The organism is Sphingorhabdus sp. (assembly GCF_046596595.1).
Classification (GTDB): Bacteria; Pseudomonadota; Alphaproteobacteria; order Sphingomonadales; family Sphingomonadaceae; genus Sphingorhabdus_B.
Map to the genome: position 1 here is coordinate 1 of NZ_JBKJMB010000088.1, position 19,172 is coordinate 19,172.

The window sequence follows — 19,172 nt, forward strand, 5'->3', positions numbered from 1 at the left end:
CGACAATATCGCGCCATCGCTCGCGGCGCTTTGGCCGGAGCCGCGTGGTTCATGCAGAACATAGCGGCGCGCAAAGCCATCGGAAAAGGTGAGCACATCTGCGGTCGGCTCATCGGCATCTATCTCGTCAAATTGAACTACATGCACATGGCCGGCATCATCCAACAGGCGTGCTTCGGCACGCGTCGGCGCATTGAGACGGAAACCCAATAGGGCACTCAGCGGTCCCTCCCCTGGGCTGGCGCACAGCAAGGCCGCCGCTTCAGCAAGCTCTTCGGGTTCGGGTTCTGGCGGGTGGATAAGCGCATCGACTTCACGTGCGATCAGGCCAGTGTCTACTTCACCCAGACCGAATTCGTCCAAATCCAGCAGCCGACCCAAAAAGCCTGCATTGGTTTTGACAGGCCACACTTCAGTGCCGTCAATGCCATCATACAAGCGGTCAATGGCGTCTTCACGCGTCTCACCCCAAGCGATTAACTTAGCGACCATGGGATCGTAGAAGGGCGACACCTCACCGCCCTGCTCGACCCCCGTGTCGACACGTAATTTTTCAGGGAATTCGAGATGATCGAGGGTGCCGATCGATGGGAGAAAACCGGTCGCCGGGTTCTCGGCATATAGCCGGGCTTCCATCGCCCATCCATTGATATGTAATTCATCCTGACCCAGCGGAAGCGGTTCACCGCTTGCCACGCGGAGTTGCCATTCGACCAAATCGACGCCGGTGATTTCCTCGGTGACCGGATGTTCGACCTGCAACCGCGTGTTCATTTCCATGAACCAGATGCGGTCGGCGCGCAGGCCGTCTGATGCATCGGCGATGAATTCGATAGTTCCTGCGCCGACATAATCGACCGCCTTGGCGGCCTTCACAGCCGCAGCGCAAAGCTGTTCGCGGGTGGTGTCGTCCATACCGGGCGCTGGGGCTTCCTCAATCACCTTCTGGTGGCGGCGTTGCAACGAGCAATCGCGTTCAAACAGATGGACGATGTTGCCGTGGGTGTCGCCGAACACTTGCACCTCGATATGGCGGGGGCGCTGGATATATTTCTCGATCAGGACATGCGCATTGCCGAACGACGCGGTAGCCTCGCGCTGGCAAGAGGCGAGCGCGTCAATGAAGTCGGCCGCGTCGTCGACCTTGCGCATCCCCTTGCCACCGCCGCCAGCCACAGCCTTGATCAGCACGGGATAGCCGATCTCTGTCGCACGCTCGGCCAGGAACGCCGGGTCCTGGTTCTCGCCCATATAGCCGGGGGTCACAGGCACGCCGGCTTCCGCCATCAATGTCTTGGCAGCGTCCTTCAAACCCATCGCCGTGATGCTGACAGGGTTCGGTCCGACCCAGATGAGGCCGGCATCAATCACCGCCTGCGCGAATTCGGCGTTTTCGGAAAGGAAACCATAGCCGGGATGAATCGCCTCTGCGCCGGTGGAAAGCGCCGTGGCAATGATCTTTTCGCCCACCAAATAGCTCTCACGCGCTGGCGACGGCCCAATATGCACTGCCTCATCGGCTTGGCGCACATGCAGCGCCTTGGCATCAGCATCCGAATAAACCGCAACCGTGCGAATGCCCATCGCCCGCGCAGTACGGATAATCCGGCAGGCGATCTCGCCCCGGTTGGCAATGAGGAGGGATTGGATCATCTTACTCACATTCGGAACACCCCAAAGCGGGGCGCCTCCTCGACTGGTGCATTCAGCGCCGCTGTAAAAGCGAGGCCAAGCACGTCGCGGGTTTGTGCAGGGTCGATGATGCCGTCATCCCACAGCCGCGACGTCGCGTAATAAGGATTGCCTTCATCTTCATATTTCTGGCGGATAGGCGCCTTGAAGGCTTCGGCCTCCTCGGCTGTCCAATTCTCCGCATCGCGGTGCACCGTAGCCAAAACAGAAGCCGCCTGCTCGCCGCCCATTACGCTGATCCGCGCATTGGGCCAGGTAAAGAGGAAGCGCGGGGAATACGCCCGCCCGCACATGCCGTAATTGCCTGCGCCAAAGCTGCCGCCGATCAGCACAGTAATTTTGGGGACGCTGGCGGTAGCGACGGCGGTAACCAGCTTTGCGCCGTGCTTGGCGATGCCTTCCGCCTCATATTTGCCGCCCACCATGAAGCCGCTAATGTTCTGGAGGAACAGCAACGGTATCCGCCGCTGGCAGGCGAGTTCGATGAAATGCGCGCCTTTGACTGCGCTTTCGGAGAACAGCACGCCGTTGTTGGCAAGGATCGCGACTGGCATACCCCAGATATGCGCGAATCCGCATACCAACGTGGTGCCGTAAAGCGCCTTGAATTCGTGGAACTCGCTGCCATCGACCAAGCGCGCAATCACTTCATGCACATCATATGGTGCGCGGACATCGTCAGGCACCACGCCGTAAAGCTCTTCCGCATCGAATTTCGGCGGGAGCGGCTCTTTGAGGTCGATGTTGGGTTTGTGGATTGGGCCCAGATGGCTGATGATATCGCGCACAATCGTCAGCGCATGCTCGTCATTCTCCGCGACATGATCGACCACGCCCGACTTGCGGCCATGGAGGTCGCCGCCGCCCAGATCCTCGGCGCTGATCTCTTCGCCCGTCGCGGCTTTCACGAGTGGCGGGCCGGCGAGGAAGATGGTCCCCTGGTTGCGGACAATCACGCTTTCGTCGGACATTGCAGGAACGTATGCGCCACCAGCGGTGCAGCTGCCCATGACGCAGGCGATTTGCGGGATGCCCTTCGCGCTCATATTCGCCTGATTAAAGAATATCCGGCCAAAATGATCGCGGTCGGGAAAAACCTCGTCCTGATGCGGCAAATTTGCTCCGCCACTGTCGACCAGATAGATACACGGCAATCGATTTGCCTCAGCAATTTCTTGCGCCCGGAGATGCTTTTTGACGGTCATCGGGTAATAAGTGCCGCCTTTCACCGTCGCGTCGTTGCATACGATCATGCACTGGCGGCCAGAAACGCGGCCAATGCCGGTGATCAGGCCAGCGCCGGGAATCTCGCCATCATACAGGTCGCAGGCTGCTAGCTGGCCGATTTCTAGGAAAGGCGAACCGGGATCCAGCAGGCGTTCCACGCGCTCGCGTGGCAATAGCTTGCCGCGCGACGTATGCCTTTCGCGCGATTTCTCGTTACCGCCCAATGCGGCGTCCGCAACCTTCGCCCAAAGCTGATCACGCAACACCATGTTGTGTGCGCCGCGTTTTTTAAAGTCGTCGGATTCGGTGTTGATCTGGCTTGATAATATTGGTGCGCTCATCGTTTCAATTGAAACGATTTTGCAGATTTAGCAAGGCCATCGCGGCAACCGCCGCCTCGCCGCCCTTGTCCTTTTGTTTGGGGTCTGCACGGACAAGCGCCTGCGCTTCATTTTCGACGGTCAATATCCCGTTGCCAATCGCAATGCCGTCCATTGTCAAAGCCATGATGCCGCGCGCGCTTTCGCCAGCAACAATTTCAAAATGATAGGTCTCGCCGCGGATGACCACACCAATAGCAACGAAGCCATCATATAATTGCGCCTCGGCGGCCATCGCGATCGTGCCCGGAATTTCGAGCGAGCCAGGCACAGTGATAACTTCAACCTCATGGCCCTTCGCCTTGAGCGCGGCCTTCGCGCCAGCTACGAGCATGTCGTTCAGATGGTCGTAAAACCGCGCCTCTACTATCAGGAATTTCGCCATCATTCGCCTCCAGTGCCGGGGATAGGCCGTTCGCCTACAATGGAAAGGCCATAGCCTTCAAGCCCAACGAGCGTGTGATGTGTGTTGGTAAGCAATATCATGTCATGCACGCCAAGTTCCGTCAGGATTTGTGCGCCCCCACCATAATCACGCAGCTCCTCAATCTCCGGCGCTCCCGCTTGCTTGCCCTCGGCACGCAACTGCATGAAACGGGAAACGACATTTTTCATGGGCTTGTTGATAACCACAATGACGCCAGCGCCTTCCGCCGCAATTGCCTCCATTGAGCGCGACAGTAAGCCCGAACGCTCGCTCTCTTCGCCAAATACATCAACAAACATCGACATGGTATGCATGCGCACCAGCGTCGGTTTGTCAGGATCAATGCGCCCTTTGACCAATGCAATGGTCTCATCGCTTGTGGCTTTATTGAAGAAGGTCATCGCGGTCCAATCGCCACCCCAGCGGCTGTTGAACTTCATTTCTGCGCGCTTTTCGACAAGGTGGTCATGCTTGCGGCGATAAGCAATGAGGTCGCGGATTGTCCCCATTTTGAGGTTATGCATGCGGGCGAAGGCAACAAGGTCGTCCATCCGCGCCATCGTGCCATCATCTTTCATGATCTCGCAGATCACGCCTGACGGGTTTAACCCCGCCAGCCTGCTGATATCAACGGCAGCCTCGGTATGACCAGCGCGGACAAGAACGCCGCCGTCGCGCGCCGTGAGCGGGAAGACGTGACCCGGTGAAACAATGTCGTCTGGCCCCATAGACGCGTCCACAGCAACCGATATCGTGCGGGCGCGATCAGCGGCACTTATGCCTGTCGTGACGCCCTCACGGGCCTCTATGGACACCGTAAATGCTGTTTGCATGCTTTCGCGGTTTTCACGGGCCATTGGAGTCAGGCCAAGCTGCTCGCAGCGTACTTTTGTCATCGAAAGACAGATCAGGCCGCGCCCGTGGGTCGCCATAAAGTTAATTGCATCCGGCGTTGCCATTTGTGCCGGTATGATAAGATCGCCTTCGTTTTCGCGGTCCTCGTCGTCGACAAGAATATACATGCGGCCGTTGCGCGCTTCCTCGATGATTTCCTCGATTGGTACAAGCGAGGGTGTGTCATCGTTAGAAAACAAATAACTCTCAAGCTTCCGCAACGTGTCGGCGGTCGGGTTCCAGCCTGGTTCATCGAGGTCACGCAATGTGTTCGCATGAAGGCCCGCCGCGCGTGCAAGACCCGACCGCGATAAGCCGCCGTCATTCACCAAGCTGCGTAACTTCGTAATTAATTGAGTGGACATACGACCTCCAAAGTCCGCAACATAACGGATATCGATTCGCTTTTTCACACTGCAATGTGAATGTCAAAGCTTGAATCACATTGATTTGTGGGAGAGTGCAATGGCGGAGACAATTTGGTTCAACAAAGGCGCGCTTACCGAACATCATCTGCATGATGTTCCCTTATCGGAATTGGCAGATCAGGCCGTTCGCATGAAGATAGAGAGCTTCTCGGTGACCGCGAACAACGTCACTTACGCTGTCATCGGCGACATGTTTGGCTACTGGAATTTCTTCCCAGCGGAAGGCGACTTTGGAATCGTGCCGATGTGGGGTCATGCCGTCGTCGAAGAATCGCACCATCCAGACTTTGTCGTTGGCGAGCGTGTATATGGCTATTTGCCTATGGGAACACATCTCGATGTGTTTCCCGGTAAGGTGTCGGCAGCCGGATTTACGGACATGGCCGCACACCGGCAGCCGATGAGCCCCATCTACAATCAGTACAGCCGCCTGAATGCCGACCCCGAGCATGATCCTGCCAAAGAGGCAGAGCGCATGCTGTTCGGGCCATTGTTTAAAACCGGCTTTCTGATTGAGGCGATGTTTCGACGAGAAAACTGGTTTGGCGCAGACACGTTGATCATGACCAGCGCCTCCTCCAAAACCGCTATGGGATTAGCAAGCGTAGCCAAAGACCTATCACCAAAGATTAGAAGAATTGGCCTTACTTCTCAGGGAAATTTGGGGTTCGTAACGAATACCGGTCTTTATGACGAAGTGATGGCTTATGATGATGTCAGCGCCCTACCCCAGTCTGCGTCGGTTTGTGTCGATTTTGCGGGAAATTCGGCACTTCTGCGGTCAATTCATGACACATTCGCCAATCAGCTTCGCTATAGCTGCCTTGTCGGTGCCACGCACGTCGATGCGCGCGGCATGAATAGCGCGGGCGCGAGCGGCGGCGAATTGTCCGGGCCGAAACCCGTCCTGTTCTTCGCCCCGGACCACGCCGTTGCTGCGGTTCAGGAGCTGGGACCCAAGGGCTTTGGCGAAGCCGTCGGCCGCAGTTGGAAAAGCTTCCTTACCGCGACCGAAAATGTTGTCGATATTGAAGAGCGCACCGGCCTTGATTCAGCTGCAACCGCCTTTGTCGAAACGCTTCATGGTCAGATGGACCCGAAAAAGGGCATTATCATTCGTCCTTGAACACCCGCCCGTCCTTCATCACGAAGCGGACAGATTTGAGCACAGTAATGTCCGCGATTGGATCACCTGCGACTGCAATCAAATCAGCGGCTTTACCGGGTTCAAGCGATCCGACTTCCTTGTCGATGCCCAACAAGGTCGCAGCATTCATGGTAGCAGCCTGAATGGCGGCACTGGCGGGCATGCCATGTTTGACCATCAATTCAAATTCGTCCGCGTTCTTACCATGCTTTGAAACGCCCGCGTCTGTGCCGAATGCAATTTTCACTCCCGCTGGGTAAGCCTTGGCAAGGCTTTTTCCGGTCACGCCAATACGCCATTTAACCTTGGCGAGCACATCGGGTGGATAGGCGTTTGGGTTCGCCGCCAAGCGCTCGAGATAGCCATTTACGGTCGACAGTGTCGGCACATAATAGGCGCCGGCTGACTTGAACAATTTGATGCTCTCGTCGGTAAGCATGGTGCCATGCTCAATAGAATCAGCGCCGACAGCAAGCGCAGCGTTAATGCCATCATCGCCATGGGCGTGTACCGCGACTTTCTTGCCGTAAAGATGCGCAGTGTCGACAAGCGCCTTTACCTCGTCATCGAAAATTTGTCGGCCTAAGCCCGAACCAATACGGCTATTTACGCCACCGGTCGTCGCAATCTTTATAACGTCAACGCCACGCCGGATCTGCTTACGCACCGCCTCGCGGCAGCTTTCGACACCATTGCACAGATTTTCCTGACCGATGCTGCCATGTAGGTCTTCCGCGACGGAGAGCGTCGAGTCCATATGACCGCTGGTCGTCGAAATCGCGCGCCCGGCATCAATGATACGCGGTCCGGGCAACTCCCCTGCAGCAACTGCATCACGCAGAGCAAGTGTAGCCCCGCTGTCATCACCCAAGTTACGTACAGTCGTGAAGCCAGCCATCAACGTCTTCTTAGCGTTGCCAGCGGCGCGATAGGCGGCGCGCGCCGGGCTGTCGGTCACCCTTTCAATCAACGCTGCATCACCGCCTGCGTCGCTGTCCAGATGCACATGGCTGTCAATTAGGCCGGGTAAGACAAACCGATCTTTCAGGTCGATCAATGTTGCGCCCGCAGGGCCAGATTGAAAGCCGGTCAGTATTTCAGCAACCTTGCCATTGCGGATGATAACAGTGGACGGTCCGCGCGGCGCACTGCCTGGCCGGTCAAGCAGCTGCCCAGCATGAATAACGGTCACCTGATCGACTGGCTGCGCAGCTAGAGACGCCGTTGCTAAAAATGCTGCAGCGACCGAAACGAAAACAAGTTTCTTCATGTGGTTTAATCTCCCCTATCCGCTCGATAGCGAGCGCCCTTTAATGGCGGGTCCTGCGGCGGCCCGGCAAAACATTGTGCAACTGACATCCATTGATGCGCGACTTCGCCCTTCACTTCAAGCGCGGTGTCAGCGACGTTGCGACATTGCGTTACGACCTGACAAAATTCGGTCGCGTTCCCCAAAATTGTGCCGCTATCGCTTGCCTCACCATATTCCCAAATTGCACCCGATGGAGCCTCAAGCCGCACACGCGGCATCAAGCCAGGCGGCTCCATCCGGCGGTTCTTCCATGTAAAGCCCCATGTGTTCACCCCCAAACGCACGATATTTCCGATCCTATCGGTATCGATGCGTTCTACCCCTAGCACATCGTAAATCGCTTGGGCATGCGCCCATGTCTCCATCAGCCGCGCAGTGATTGAACTCAACGCGCTCATGTCCGGGCCGACCCATTTCAGGCGCTGCTTTGGGTCAGCGGCACCAAACGCGGCGGCAGTTGCCTCGGCACGTTGTATCCATGTGCTGCGCAAAGCATCACCTGAAAGACCGTCCAGATATTTTGCTTCAAATTCGGGCAGATTGCCGCCACGGACCCCCGCCATCATCGCGGCAACAAACGCGCCAAAGGCGGCCTCATCCCGCAGGGATAAATCCACTGCAATATTCCAAACGTGCAGATGGCGGATGATGTTGTTGATCGTCCATCCCTTGAACTGGGTCGGCGTTTCAAAGTCTGCTTCACTTAGCGAACCAAGAAGTCGATCAAGCGCCTTGCATTCCTCGAAAAAGTCTGTTGCCTGCTGCATCATCACTCCTGCTTCATTTTTTGTTCACGCAATGGCGCAGAGAACGCCGAGACTAGGAGACACACTCCTCGGCGTTCTCTGCGCCTCAGCATGAGATTTTTCCTACCCCATGAACCCGAACATGTGGCCTGCTACCTTGCGCATCTGAATCTCTTCGGCTCCTTCGGTAATACGATAGCGCCGATGGTGCCGGTAAATATGTTCAAACGGTTTGTGGCGCGAATAGCCAATCCCGCCATGCACCTGCATCGCAAAATCAGCCGCATTGCACACCAAACGGTTGGCCTTGTAGTTGCACATGCTGACCTTATCGGACAACCGCACCGCAACTTCGGGCTTGGACATACTGTCCATTTCGGCAGCGGTTTTGTAAATTAGCAGGCGCAGCATCTCTGCGTCTGTCTGCAACTCGACAAGCGGAAATTGGATGGCTTGGTTCACTGCAAGTGGTTTGCCAAAAGGTTTGCGCTCGCGGGCGTATTTTACCGCTTCATCGATGCAATATTGTGCCGCACCAAGCGAACTTGCCGCTTGCCGGATGCGGTTCTCGTGAACAAAATGCTGCGCTACCGCGAGGCCATTATCTAACTCTCCCAATATCGCGCTTTCGGGGACCCAGACGTCGGTATACTTCACTTTTGGATGGTCAGTGGGCATATTGAATGTCCACATATATTGGCCGATTTCGAAACCCGGCGCATCGGTTGGCACAACGAAACAAGTAATGCCGCGCGCCTTTCCATTTTCGCCATTGGTGCGCGCGAAGGTCATGACATGGCTGGTATATGGCAGGCCAGTCGTCCACATCTTGTTGCCGTTGATGCGGTATCCCGCAACGCCGTCACGCATTTCGTGAACCGCGCGCGTGTCCATATGCGTCGCGTCTGACCCGTGATCCTCCTCGGTTAAACCAAAGCTCCAGCCCATTTTGCCTTCCAACATCGGCGGGATAAATGCTGCCTTTTGCTGAGGCGTTCCAAAATCACGTAACATCAACACCTGCACCAGATTTCCGACGATGCTGCTTTCATTCTGCAAATCATTGTGCAGGCCCAACCCTTTGTGTGCCAAATGATGGCGAATAACAGCCATCGCAAGATTGGAGCCATCCTTGCCGCCATATTCTGCAGGGATAGCAAAGCGGTAATGTCCCGCCTTGTCCGCAACCTGCCGCATCTCGGCCAGCAACGCCCACCAATCGGCACGCGGGTGGCCGTCATTGTCCCAGTCTGTTCGCGCATTTTCGCGGCGATGGTCGAAGTAGCGGATATTGTCGTCACGCGCCTCGATAGGCTTTATTTCGCGATCAATGAAAGCATCAAGCTCCGCCAAATAATCGGTGATGTCCTTGGGGATCTCGAAAAGCATTACTGACTCCATTTCTGTCTAGCGACCGCGAGCGCAGAATATTTAGGTTGATCAGCCGCCAGTTTTTGTAACGATACTGCTTTCAACTGGGCCAGCAGCCCGGGCGTACTGAGGGATTTACGACCGGACAGCAGGTCATCGGCCAGCGGCTTATCATGAAACTCGATTGGTGTTTCCGCCTCACGTTTCAGTATCCCGATAGCGTTCATCGCAACGGCAGCCATAAACCGGTCGCGACCAGTGGAATGGGGCCTGATGTCAGTTTCAATCCAGTTTGCAAGGGCGTCAAGCAACTCGGTGGCAGATGGCTCTCCGCTATTCGGTGTCCCGTCAGCCATCTTGGTTGGCGACGGGATGGACCCAGGATGAAAGTGGAAAAAACGTTGCTGTTCTTCGACAGGCGCATCATCTTCTAACAACATAAGTAGGTCGACCTCAGTCTCAGAAGCACGTCGCCCAATTACTGCACGTTCAAGGCCAGCATCTTTCCCGCTGCGCCATATATCGGCCATTTGGAGACAGCAAACACCCCACCACAAAGTGGCATAGACCAGCCACCAGCGGAACCGTTCAGGCTCAATTACAAGGCCGATTTCGCGTTCATACGCAGCGAAAAATGTATCGAGTTGGCCAATGCCAAATGCTGGCCTGTCGATATGTCCAAAACGCCAGCTGTTGATGCAGCCGTAAGCCAAATCCTGATGCCGGTCACCTAGGTGCGCCAACTCCCAATCGAGCACCGCCGCAAGGCCCTTGGGATCCACCATGATATTGCCCATCCGGAAATCACCATGAAGGAGAACAGCGTCTGCTGGTGGCGGCAGGTGATCCTGTAGCCATTTGAACGCCAAGGCCATGACAGGGCGATCCCCGCCAAAACTTAGAAACCGCGACTTCAAGTCGCCCAGTAAAGTTCCCGCCGTCGTTGCCGGTAATTCGGGAAGAGTAGCTAGAGATACCGCGTGGATCGCGGCCAGTTCGCGTGCAAAATCATCCAATAGTGCAAGCGGGGGTTGGCCGAGTATCCGCGCTGGATTTACCTCGGCCTCGACCCGGCGCATCAAATAGCCAGTGCCCAAATCATCTCCGGCTTCAATTTCCCCGACAATTTCTGGAGCTTTCACCCCAGCAGCAAAAGCGGCACGCACGACGGCGGCTTCAACATCATGGCCATATGTTCGCCCGGCCATCAGCTCTACAGAAGGTGAGCGGCGCAGCACATATCCCTGCCCTGCATAATCAAATGACCAGCTTTCCATATTCGCGCCGCCGGTAAGCTGAGTAAGGTTTTCAACCGAAACTGCCCCGCCAAGCACCCGCCGCGCAAAGGCCATCAGCGAGGCAGCAAATTCATTGTTCAACGAGGCTGCCTTTGCCAATATGCAAAGACGACATCCTGGTGCTTGCGAATGTGGGCCTGCGCCTGTGGCCCGGTCCATTCGCCCTGGTAATCTGTGCGCCCGGTCCACCAGCCCTGCCCGGGAAGGCCATCACCTTCGCGCACTACAAGGACTGCAAGTGCAGGCGTGCCTTCTTCGAAGTTGATCTGGTCAATTTTATCCAACGTCTTGCACACGGCACGCATTTTGGGCCGCGTGAAACGAAAACCAAGGTTCAGCAAAAGCTCCGAGTAGCTGATAGCGCGGCCCTCGCGCGCGCATTGTTCCAAAATCTTCTTAATCCGCGCAACGTCGTGCAATGCGGAAACATCGGCCGCAGGATCATGCAGGAATTCTTCGAGGGCTCGGTCCAAATCGGCTCCTAAAGATAGTCGTTACGCAATGCGCCTAAGATAGCGTAAAACTCGTCCATCACTTCGTCGATGATTTGTTTAGCTGGCTTCACGGCATCGATACGTCCCGCAACCTGCCCGGAAAGTGCAATCGCAGCTTCCATGTCACCGCCAAAATACAAATCAAGCACACCGCGCATTTCAGCCATGATATTGTCGGTTGGCTCAATATCCAGCTTCGTCGTACGTTCAGTCCGCAACGCGCGCAAGGCCGGCCCCGGCCCATGGCGGTTGAGGAACAAAGTATCGGTTTCTTTGGCGTTGATGATTGCGTCTTTCCAGTTCTGGTGGACTGGAGACTCAGCAGCGCTGACCATCCGCGTGCCCATCTGCACGGCCTCGGCGCCAAGTGCGAAGGCCGCGGCCATCGTCCGTCCGCAAACAATGCCACCTGCGGCCACGATGGGCACGTCCACCTTGCTACGAATAAGCGGCAGCAATACCATCAGCGCGACATCTTTCGGATTTTTGAAACCTCCACCCTCGCCGCCTTCAACCACCAGGCCGTCAACGCCCGCATCTATCGCCTTTAAAGCGCCTGCCAGTGTCGGAACAACATGAAAGACGGTCAGCCCTGCAGCCTTTAAAGGCGCGCAATATTTGTTGGGATCGCCTGCAGACGTTGTTACAAATTTGATACCCTGATCGACGACAAAATCGACAATGCCGGGATCGCGTACAAAGGCTTGCGCGATGTTTACTCCGAATGGCTTGTCGGTCAATTCGCGCATTTTGATGATTTCGGCGCGGACTTCGTCCAACTGACCAGACGAGGTCTCAATAATGCCAAGTCCGCCTGCATTCGAAACCGCAGACGCGAGTTGCGCACGCGCAATCCAGCCCATTGGTGCCTGAATGATTGGATATTCGACCCCAAGCAAGTCGGTCATTCGGTTCTTGATCGGTCTCATGCTGTCGGCGCCCCTCCTGCTCTTACAATTTAATCATGTGCTTAAATGAGCAAGCACAGGTTGTAAAAGCGAATATGTGTTGGGAAGGACATTGATGGCCGATGCTAGCCTTTTAATACTGCACCCCTCGCTTGAGTTCGGGAGTTTTTCGGGAAAACGTCCCCCGGACGTTTCCTTGATCCGAAAAACTGGTGGGCGATACAAGGTTCGAACTTGTGGCCCCACCCGTGTGAAGGGTGTGCTCTACCACTGAGCTAATCGCCCGTCGGTTACGACAGATGCGGGCGTCTGCCAGAGAGAACAGGATTTGGCAAGATTTAGGAAACGACTTTCATATTTGGGGTGGCGGGCTGTTTGGCCAGAGAAGCCTTGCCAAGCCCGAGAAATATTGCGTCGACAATTTTCGCAAGTTTTTCGACCTTTAGCTTCGCCGTACCGATATAAAAAAGCGCTTCAGGATTGGTGTAGCATTGCACCATTTGGTTGATGAGCGAAACAGTCTCGTCAATTGAAAGGTTGTCAAAATAGCCCTGCTCCATCGCTTCTGCGACAATCAGTGACAGATAATGATCACCAAGGTCGACATAGCCGCGCACAACCTCAAAATATTGCTCCCCAATCTCGAGATAGCTTTTTAACAGATCCGGTTCCGCTTCGAATTGCTCGACCATAGCAAGGTATCGCCGCGCAAAATACTGGTACATCTTGTCCCGAACCGGCAAATCGGACTCGGTCACCTCAACCATGATCCTTACTTTTTCGGCGAAGAAACGCTCGGCAACAGCTTCGAGCAGGGCTTCTTTATTATCAAAAAAGCGATAGAGATTAGACGCCGACATGCCTGCCGCAGCCGCCAAATCCGTCATTGAAATATCAACGGCTCCGCGCTTGCGGATCAAATCGTCCACGACCTCGAGCAAAGCATTTCTTCCGGCTTCAATATCGGTGTGCGGGCGGGCCATATTTATTCCTGTGTTATATAAGCATTACAGTTTTGTGGAATATACAGCAAATTCTTTCAGTTTTCAATTCAGTCAAACGTAAAATGTGCCTGCGGCTTTGAGTCGGGCAAAACGTCGCGTTGTTCGGCCAGACCGGAAAGCGTTAATCCAAGCAATCGAACCCCCATTTCGACGGGCATAATCTGGTCGAGTAAAGCATGACCAAGCTGCGCAATCGCGGTCCGATCTGTCAACATCTGACCGACAGTGCGGGACCGTGTAATCGTCCGGAAATCCGAATATCGCGCCTTAAGTACCAGAGTCCGCCCCCGTGCCTGATTTCGGTGTATGCGATCCCACACAGTGTCGATTATTTCTTCCAGTGCATCGCGCAGTTCCGCTTCGCTTCGTTTGTCCTCAAAATAGGTGCTTTCTGCCCCGATGGATTTGCGCACCGCGTTCGCATTGACCGGGCGGTGGTCAATCCCGCGCGCAGCCTGAAAAAGATAATTCCCCCAACTGCCAAAATGGCGCGCGAACCAAGCCTCATCCTTTTGCGCGAGTTCGGCTCCGGTATTTACACCAAGTTTTGCCATTTTTTCGGCAGCCCGGGGTCCGACCCCATGAAAGCGGCGGACCGGAAGCCCGGCTACAAAACCGGGTCCCTGTTCTGGCAGGATCACGCACAAACCGTCCGGTTTGTTCTGATCGCTTGCAAGCTTTGCTATGAACTTGTTGTAACTCACGCCCGCGCTGGCGGTAAGACCAGTTTCTTCTCGGATGGCGGCCCGAATGGCCTTGGCGATCTTCACTGCTGAGCCGACCCCTTGTTTGTCCTGCGTCACATCAAGATAAGCCTCATCAAGCGATAATGGCTGAATCAGATCGGTATAGCGTCCAAATATCTCTCGGATTTGACTGGAAACGGCTTTGTAAGCCTCGAACCGGGGCTTGACAAAAATCAGGTCAGGGCACTGGCGCTGAGCGGTTACAGAGGGCATTGCGGAGCGCACGCCAAATGCACGCGCCTCATAGCTGGCAGCCGCCACTACGCCGCGTTTCGATGAGCCACCGACTGCCACGGGCTTTCCGCGCAAGTCAGGATTATCGCGCTGCTCGACGCTGGCATAAAACGCATCCATGTCGACATGGATTATTTTGCGGATGACAGCGGGTTTCTCTTCCATCGCAGACCGACGTTACGACCCAAGTGCCATCCGCAATGCTTTCCGGTCTAGCTTACCAATCATTGTTTTGGGCAATATGTCCATGATAGTCACACCCTGAACACGCTCATGCTTACCGAGTTTTGGGTTGAGCCAAGCGGTTAAGGCCGCCCCGTCTTCGGTCGCGCCATCCTGCAATGTTACAAATGCCCTAGGTATCTCGCCAAGATAGGCATCAGCGACACCGATCACCAAAGCTTCTTTAACGGCAGGGTGTTTGTAAATGACATCTTCTACCTGGCTCGGAAAAACCTTGAACCCGCCGACCGCAATCATGTCTTTCAGCCTGTCGACGATGTGGATAAACCCATCCTCGTCAATTGTCGCCACATCCCCGGTGCGCAGATATTTACCCAAAAATACCTCGGCATCGGCTTCGGGCCGTTTCCAATATCCGCACATCACCTGAGGCCCCGAAAATATCAATTCGCCAGGCTCTCCGTCCGGCGCTTGCCTGCTCGGATCTTCCTTATCAACAAGTCGGACATCAGTCCCGGGCACCGGTTGTCCGATGCTGCCTAGTTTGTTCGCGCCTTCATATGGATTGCATGAGACTACGCCTGAGCTCTCGGTCAGACCATAGCCCTCGATCACGACGGCACCCGTTACGGCCTCGAACCGCTTTTTCAGTTCGTCTGCCAAGGGTGCACCGCCCGAAATACATGCACGAAGGCTCGTAAAGTCAGTTTTGGCAAGATCCGGACAGTCAAGCAACGCCTGGTACATTGTTGGAACGCCAGGCAACGATGTAACCTTGGTCCGGGTAATTGCTGCCAACGCGGCCTTTGCCTCAAATCGAGGCAGCATGACGATTTCGCCGCCATTTGCTACGGTACGGTTCAAGACCGTGGCATTTGCGAACACGTGGAAAAACGGCAAGACGCCAAGAATCCGGTCATCCAAAGGCTGATCCGGGCTGTTTGTCCGGCTGTGCGGATCCAGCATATTGATCTGCCGCGCATTCGCCGTGATGTTCTGATGGCTAAGCATTGCGCCCTTGGGAACGCCCGTGGTTCCGCCGGTATATTGGAGCTGTGCTATGTCTTTTTCTGGGTCGCATGGCTGAACGGCATAGTCGCCGTCATTGGAGATCAAATCGGCGTAAGTCGAGATCCGGCTGTCGACCGGTATCGTTGCAATCTCGCTACGTTTCAACAAACGGTAAGCGAAGCTTTTCGCCTTGGGTAAGGCCTCCGACACTCTGCCAACGATCAGTTCTTTCAAACTGCTATTGTCAAGAACCTTAATGGCGGTGGGGAGCAATGCAGCGGCCGAAACTGTCACCAATATCGTCGTGCCGCTGTCGGCAACCTGATGTGCAAGTTCGTCGACGGTATAAAGCGGTGAGAAGTTAACCACGGTCGCGCCAGCGGCAAGCGCACCATAATATGCCGCTATATATTGCGGCACATTGGGCAAGAAGAGACCGATTTGGTCACCCTTGCCAATGCCCTTGTCCTGAAACCCGCGTGCCACGCGCCTAACGGCCAATGCCATTTCGACGTAGCTAAATTTGCGGCCCATAAAGTCTGCCATGGCCGCCAACCCCATCCGTTCCGCAGACTGAAAAAACATGTCGTGCAGCGCAAGCGGTAAAAATTCCTGATCCCATTTGACGGGATGGAGATAATTACGGGTCCAAATACTTTGTGTCATGCCTGTTCTATGCCGCGTGATACCAACCAACGCCATCGCGGATTTCACATTTTATCCGCCCCGCAAAATGCAAGTGTCGCAAGTGGGCTTGGGCCTCGCCCGTAGCAAGTCCATAGACTGAATCGTCAATTTCGCGGTCAAACAGCAGGGTGAAGGTATCTACCGCACGCATTTCGGCGCTGCGCAATTCCAACTCAAGCCGGTCGAGCCTTTCGTGGTGCCCGGAGGCAAGCTTGTCCAGTCGCACATGTACCCCCGTAAACGGTTCACCATGGGCCGGCAGGACAAGCATATCCGCGGGTAAAGCTTCGCGGAACTTCGCGATCGAGGCCAACCACTCACCCAACGGGTCGGCATCGGGTTCACTATCCATGACCGATACGTTCGATGTGATACGCGGCAATATCTGGTCACCAGCGATGATCATATTGTTTTCAAAATCGACGAGGCTTGCATGCTCCGGGGTGTGGCCGCCGCCAGTCATAACGGTCCAGTCCCGTCGACCGACCCTTATAACTTGTCCATCGTCCATGCGCACATGCCCGGTCGGCAACCGCGATACCGCACGGGCAAAGCCGCCCCAACCGCCTTTGCGCAGCTTCTCGATGCGCTCTTCATCGAAGCCGGCAAACCGCCTGTTGTTTAAGACATCTTCCGGAGGGTGCTCTAACTGCTCGCCCGTCAGCATTCGCGCCATGAGCCATTCGGTGCGGTTCATCCAGATGGGAACCTTGAATTTGTTGGCCAACCATCCAGCGCAGCCGACATGGTCCGGATGAAAATGCGTCACAAAAATGCGTTTAAGTTCGCGGTCAGCCAAAGCGCCCGCAAACAGCGTTTTCCATTGCGCGATCGTCGGCGGCATGAACAGCCCAGTATCGGCTATGGCATATCCACCATCGGCGTCATCCAGCAGCCACAGGTTAATATGCGCCAAATTGCCGGGCACGAACATCCGCGTCCAACCAATGTCAGGTGCAAGCGGGTAGATTTCGCCATATTGCGGGGCGTGCTCGCCCAAAGGGTAAGTCAGCCCCTTGAGTTCTTTCGCTTCAAATCCATGGTCGGCTAACGATGCGTCATATGCGGGAGGTGTGGAAGATGCCATCCCCCCGCCGTGCCTTAATCAGGCGATTAAGGCAATGATGACGTATCGATTAAGCGCCTGCTTTTTTGAAAAGCGTATCAGCGGTCAATTCTGCCTTGCCTACGCTTTCGTCTTCGCCATTCAACGCAGCTTCGGCGCGGCGTGCAGCTTCGGTACGCTCGGCCCGCAGCTCTTCGATAAGCGCATCGCGATCGGTTCCAAGACGTGCGTCATTGGCGGCGGTGTTGTCGATCCCGGCCTTCTTCGCTGCGCGGTTGACGATAGCATCCAGTTCGCGCTGCGACGTCAAGCCAAGCGTCACTGGGTCTTTTGCCTGAATTTCGGCGATGTTCCAGTGGCTGCGCTCACGAATGGCCGCAATTGTGTTGCGGGTCGTTCCAATGAGCTTGCAGATCGCACCGTCGGAGATTTCGGGATGGTTGCGCAAAAGCCAAGCGATGCCATCTGGCTTGTCCTGACGCTTCGAAACTGGCGTGTAGCGTGGTCCCTTGGTCCGGCGAACCTGATCGGGGCCTTTTGACATTTTGAGGACATAATCCTCATCTGCCTGACCCTTTTCGATTTCTTCCATTGCCAACTCACCGGCGTGAACAGGATCGCGACCGGTATATTTCGAGCCGGTCATATCATCCGCCATAGCCTGCACTTCAAGGATGTGGATGCCACAGAATTCAGCGATCTGTGAAAAGCTCAAACCCGTGTTGTCGACCAGCCAAGCGGCAGTCGCATGTGGCATCAAAGGGGTTGCCATGTCATTTGCTCCAATAATAAGGGCCGCCCCTTTCGGAGCGGCCTGAATGTCTTGGCCGCAGTATTAGGCGAAGATTGCACCATCGGCAAGCAGCAATGCGCGTTGGCACTTGCACCTCATTCGCCACTACTGCATTCCGATACACAAATTGGGGGAAGAAATGAAAAGACTGTTCAAATGGTTCGTGCTTCTTTTGCTGGCGATACTCGCAGCGATCTTTTTCTGGGGCTATGCGCCCGATACTGACGCGGCACGGATGGAAGCAAAATATGGCAGCGCTGCCTCGCGGTTCGCTGAACTGGAACCCGGCCTGCGCGTGCATTATCGCGACGAGGGCAATCGCGATGGCCGCGTGCTTGTGCTCATCCACGGTTCCAACGCATCGCTGCATACATGGGAGTCATGGGTTGCTATTATTGGCAAGGACTTTCGCGTCATTTCGCTGGATCTTCCCGGCCACGGTCTGACCGGGAAAAACCCCGCGGGTAGATATGACAATGCAAGCTACGTCGGCGTCGTTGACCGGTTATTGACCAAACTCAACGTCAACAAGGCTGTCATTGGCGGCAACTCGATGGGCGGCGGGGTAACATGGATGTACGCCCTTGCGCATCCCGAGAAGGTTGAAGCAATGCTGCTCGTCGATTCCGGCGGCCAACCTTATGCCAAGTCAGGTGACACGCCGCTTGGCTTCCGCTTGATGCGCATGCCCGTGTTAAAAGAGGCCGCGCGCTTCATCGCGCCGCGCAGTATCTTTGAATCTAGCGTGAAGACGTCGATGAGCGTCCAGTCGAAAATTGATGACAAGCTCGTCGACCGATATTGGGAACTTAACCGCTACCCGGGAAATCGCGAGGCAACGATTCAGCGCTTTTCAAACCCCAACAGCATGCAGTCAGGCACAAAAGAAAAGCTCGCCACAATCAAGATACCTGTTTTGATTTTGTGGGGCGCACAAGATAATCTGATCCCCGTGAGCTCTGCCAATTGGTTTGCCGAAGCGATGCCTCAGGCTAAGCTGATTATCTATCCAGATGTCGGGCACATCCCGATGGAAGAAATTCCCGAAAAAAGCGCTGGAGATGTAAAGGCATGGTTGGCGGGTTTGAACCCAGACAAGGTGACGCAACCGAGCGGGTAGCGCA

At 55.4% G+C, this 19,172-nt stretch carries 17 protein-coding genes and 1 tRNA gene; 2 read left to right on the forward strand and 16 right to left on the reverse strand.

Annotation, left to right across the window (positions count from 1 at the left end):
* From ACLL9E_RS08655 to ribB, 4 genes are all read right to left on the reverse strand, one after another.
* Nucleotides 1-1,653: acetyl/propionyl/methylcrotonyl-CoA carboxylase subunit alpha (locus ACLL9E_RS08655; protein ID WP_411291338.1), on the reverse strand; the 1,653-nt coding region annotated here is incomplete at its 3' end.
* Nucleotides 1,654-1,658: 5 nt separating this feature from the next.
* Complete coding sequence (locus ACLL9E_RS08660) at nucleotides 1,659-3,260, reverse strand: carboxyl transferase domain-containing protein (RefSeq protein WP_411291339.1); 1,602 nt, start codon at nucleotides 3,258-3,260, stop codon at nucleotides 1,659-1,661.
* Nucleotides 3,261-3,264: 4 nt separating this feature from the next.
* Nucleotides 3,265-3,684, reverse strand: coding sequence for a 6,7-dimethyl-8-ribityllumazine synthase (gene ribH / locus ACLL9E_RS08665; protein WP_411291378.1), 420 nt, complete (start codon nucleotides 3,682-3,684; stop codon nucleotides 3,265-3,267).
* Nucleotides 3,684-4,985: a 3,4-dihydroxy-2-butanone-4-phosphate synthase gene (gene ribB / locus ACLL9E_RS08670; protein WP_411291340.1), complete on the reverse strand. Its 1,302-nt coding sequence runs from the start codon at nucleotides 4,983-4,985 to the stop codon at nucleotides 3,684-3,686. The genes ribH and ribB overlap by 1 nt, the downstream gene beginning before the upstream one ends.
* A 100-nt stretch (nucleotides 4,986-5,085) precedes the next feature.
* On the opposite strand from ribB, the gene ACLL9E_RS08675 reads away from it, so the two are divergent.
* On the forward strand, nucleotides 5,086-6,174 hold the full coding sequence (locus ACLL9E_RS08675) for a DUF2855 family protein (RefSeq protein ID WP_411291341.1): 1,089 nt from the start codon (nucleotides 5,086-5,088) through the stop codon (nucleotides 6,172-6,174).
* Here ACLL9E_RS08675 and ACLL9E_RS08680 read toward each other — a convergent pair.
* The 12 genes from ACLL9E_RS08680 to ACLL9E_RS08735 all read right to left on the reverse strand — a co-directional run bounded on the left by ACLL9E_RS08680 (nucleotide 6,161) and on the right by ACLL9E_RS08735 (nucleotide 18,027).
* Complete coding sequence (locus tag ACLL9E_RS08680; RefSeq protein WP_411291342.1) at nucleotides 6,161-7,465, reverse strand: amidohydrolase family protein; 1,305 nt, start codon at nucleotides 7,463-7,465, stop codon at nucleotides 6,161-6,163. The two genes, ACLL9E_RS08675 and ACLL9E_RS08680, sit on opposite strands and share 14 nt — an antisense overlap.
* A gap of 5 nt (nucleotides 7,466-7,470) precedes the next feature.
* Nucleotides 7,471-8,277: a TIGR03084 family metal-binding protein gene (locus ACLL9E_RS08685; RefSeq protein WP_411291343.1), complete on the reverse strand. Its 807-nt coding sequence runs from the start codon at nucleotides 8,275-8,277 to the stop codon at nucleotides 7,471-7,473.
* Nucleotides 8,278-8,376: 99 nt separating this feature from the next.
* Nucleotides 8,377-9,642, reverse strand: coding sequence for an acyl-CoA dehydrogenase family protein (locus ACLL9E_RS08690; RefSeq protein WP_411291344.1), 1,266 nt, complete (start codon nucleotides 9,640-9,642; stop codon nucleotides 8,377-8,379).
* Nucleotides 9,642-11,003, reverse strand: a complete 1,362-nt coding sequence (locus ACLL9E_RS08695; RefSeq protein ID WP_411291345.1) for a phosphotransferase family protein — start codon at nucleotides 11,001-11,003, stop codon at nucleotides 9,642-9,644. Before ACLL9E_RS08695 ends, ACLL9E_RS08690 begins: the two co-directional genes overlap by 1 nt.
* Nucleotides 11,000-11,395 carry a ribose-phosphate pyrophosphokinase gene (locus ACLL9E_RS08700; protein WP_411291346.1) on the reverse strand — a complete coding sequence of 132 codons (396 nt, stop codon included), beginning with the start codon at nucleotides 11,393-11,395 and terminating at the stop codon, nucleotides 11,000-11,002. The genes ACLL9E_RS08695 and ACLL9E_RS08700 overlap by 4 nt, the downstream gene beginning before the upstream one ends.
* Before the next feature lie 8 nt (nucleotides 11,396-11,403).
* Nucleotides 11,404-12,345, reverse strand: a complete 942-nt coding sequence (locus ACLL9E_RS08705; RefSeq protein ID WP_411291347.1) for an NAD(P)H-dependent flavin oxidoreductase — start codon at nucleotides 12,343-12,345, stop codon at nucleotides 11,404-11,406.
* 189 nt (nucleotides 12,346-12,534) lie between these two features.
* Nucleotides 12,535-12,609 (reverse strand) — tRNA-Val (locus ACLL9E_RS08710).
* Nucleotides 12,610-12,662: 53 nt separating this feature from the next.
* Nucleotides 12,663-13,307 (reverse strand): TetR/AcrR family transcriptional regulator, encoded by a 645-nt coding sequence (locus ACLL9E_RS08715; RefSeq protein ID WP_411291348.1) that lies wholly within the window; start codon nucleotides 13,305-13,307, stop codon nucleotides 12,663-12,665.
* 68 nt (nucleotides 13,308-13,375) lie between these two features.
* Nucleotides 13,376-14,473: a DNA polymerase IV gene (gene dinB, locus ACLL9E_RS08720; RefSeq protein ID WP_411291349.1), complete on the reverse strand. Its 1,098-nt coding sequence runs from the start codon at nucleotides 14,471-14,473 to the stop codon at nucleotides 13,376-13,378.
* Nucleotides 14,474-14,485: 12 nt separating this feature from the next.
* Nucleotides 14,486-16,168 (reverse strand): AMP-binding protein, encoded by a 1,683-nt coding sequence (locus ACLL9E_RS08725; protein WP_411291350.1) that lies wholly within the window; start codon nucleotides 16,166-16,168, stop codon nucleotides 14,486-14,488.
* A 7-nt stretch (nucleotides 16,169-16,175) separates the two neighbouring features.
* Nucleotides 16,176-17,276, reverse strand: coding sequence for an MBL fold metallo-hydrolase (locus ACLL9E_RS08730; RefSeq protein WP_411291351.1), 1,101 nt, complete (start codon nucleotides 17,274-17,276; stop codon nucleotides 16,176-16,178).
* A gap of 49 nt (nucleotides 17,277-17,325) precedes the next feature.
* Nucleotides 17,326-18,027, reverse strand: coding sequence for a DUF1013 domain-containing protein (locus ACLL9E_RS08735; RefSeq protein WP_411291352.1), 702 nt, complete (start codon nucleotides 18,025-18,027; stop codon nucleotides 17,326-17,328).
* 160 nt (nucleotides 18,028-18,187) lie between these two features.
* On the opposite strand from ACLL9E_RS08735, the gene ACLL9E_RS08740 reads away from it, so the two are divergent.
* Nucleotides 18,188-19,168, forward strand: coding sequence for an alpha/beta fold hydrolase (locus tag ACLL9E_RS08740; protein ID WP_411291353.1), 981 nt, complete (start codon nucleotides 18,188-18,190; stop codon nucleotides 19,166-19,168).
* The last annotated feature ends 4 nt before the right edge of the window (nucleotides 19,169-19,172 follow it).

Excerpts from the sequence above, each read along its gene's own strand:
- ACLL9E_RS08660 (WP_411291339.1), bottom strand. The coding sequence starts at position 3,260 with ATGAGCGCACCAATATTATCAAGCCAGATCAACACCGAATCCGACGAC.
- ribH (WP_411291378.1), bottom strand. The coding sequence starts at position 3,684 with ATGGCGAAATTCCTGATAGTAGAGGCGCGGTTTTACGACCATCTGAAC.
- ribB (WP_411291340.1), bottom strand. The coding sequence starts at position 4,985 with ATGTCCACTCAATTAATTACGAAGTTACGCAGCTTGGTGAATGACGGC.
- ACLL9E_RS08675 (WP_411291341.1), top strand. The coding sequence starts at position 5,086 with ATGGCGGAGACAATTTGGTTCAACAAAGGCGCGCTTACCGAACATCAT.
- ACLL9E_RS08680 (WP_411291342.1), bottom strand. The coding sequence starts at position 7,465 with ATGAAGAAACTTGTTTTCGTTTCGGTCGCTGCAGCATTTTTAGCAACG.
- ACLL9E_RS08685 (WP_411291343.1), bottom strand. The coding sequence starts at position 8,277 with ATGATGCAGCAGGCAACAGACTTTTTCGAGGAATGCAAGGCGCTTGAT.
- ACLL9E_RS08690 (WP_411291344.1), bottom strand. The coding sequence starts at position 9,642 with ATGCTTTTCGAGATCCCCAAGGACATCACCGATTATTTGGCGGAGCTT.
- ACLL9E_RS08705 (WP_411291347.1), bottom strand. The coding sequence starts at position 12,345 with ATGAGACCGATCAAGAACCGAATGACCGACTTGCTTGGGGTCGAATAT.
- ACLL9E_RS08715 (WP_411291348.1), bottom strand. The coding sequence starts at position 13,307 with ATGGCCCGCCCGCACACCGATATTGAAGCCGGAAGAAATGCTTTGCTC.
- dinB (WP_411291349.1), bottom strand. The coding sequence starts at position 14,473 with ATGGAAGAGAAACCCGCTGTCATCCGCAAAATAATCCATGTCGACATG.
- ACLL9E_RS08725 (WP_411291350.1), bottom strand. The coding sequence starts at position 16,168 with ATGACACAAAGTATTTGGACCCGTAATTATCTCCATCCCGTCAAATGG.
- ACLL9E_RS08730 (WP_411291351.1), bottom strand. The coding sequence starts at position 17,276 with ATGGCATCTTCCACACCTCCCGCATATGACGCATCGTTAGCCGACCAT.
- ACLL9E_RS08735 (WP_411291352.1), bottom strand. The coding sequence starts at position 18,027 with ATGGCAACCCCTTTGATGCCACATGCGACTGCCGCTTGGCTGGTCGAC.
- ACLL9E_RS08740 (WP_411291353.1), top strand. The coding sequence starts at position 18,188 with ATGAAAAGACTGTTCAAATGGTTCGTGCTTCTTTTGCTGGCGATACTC.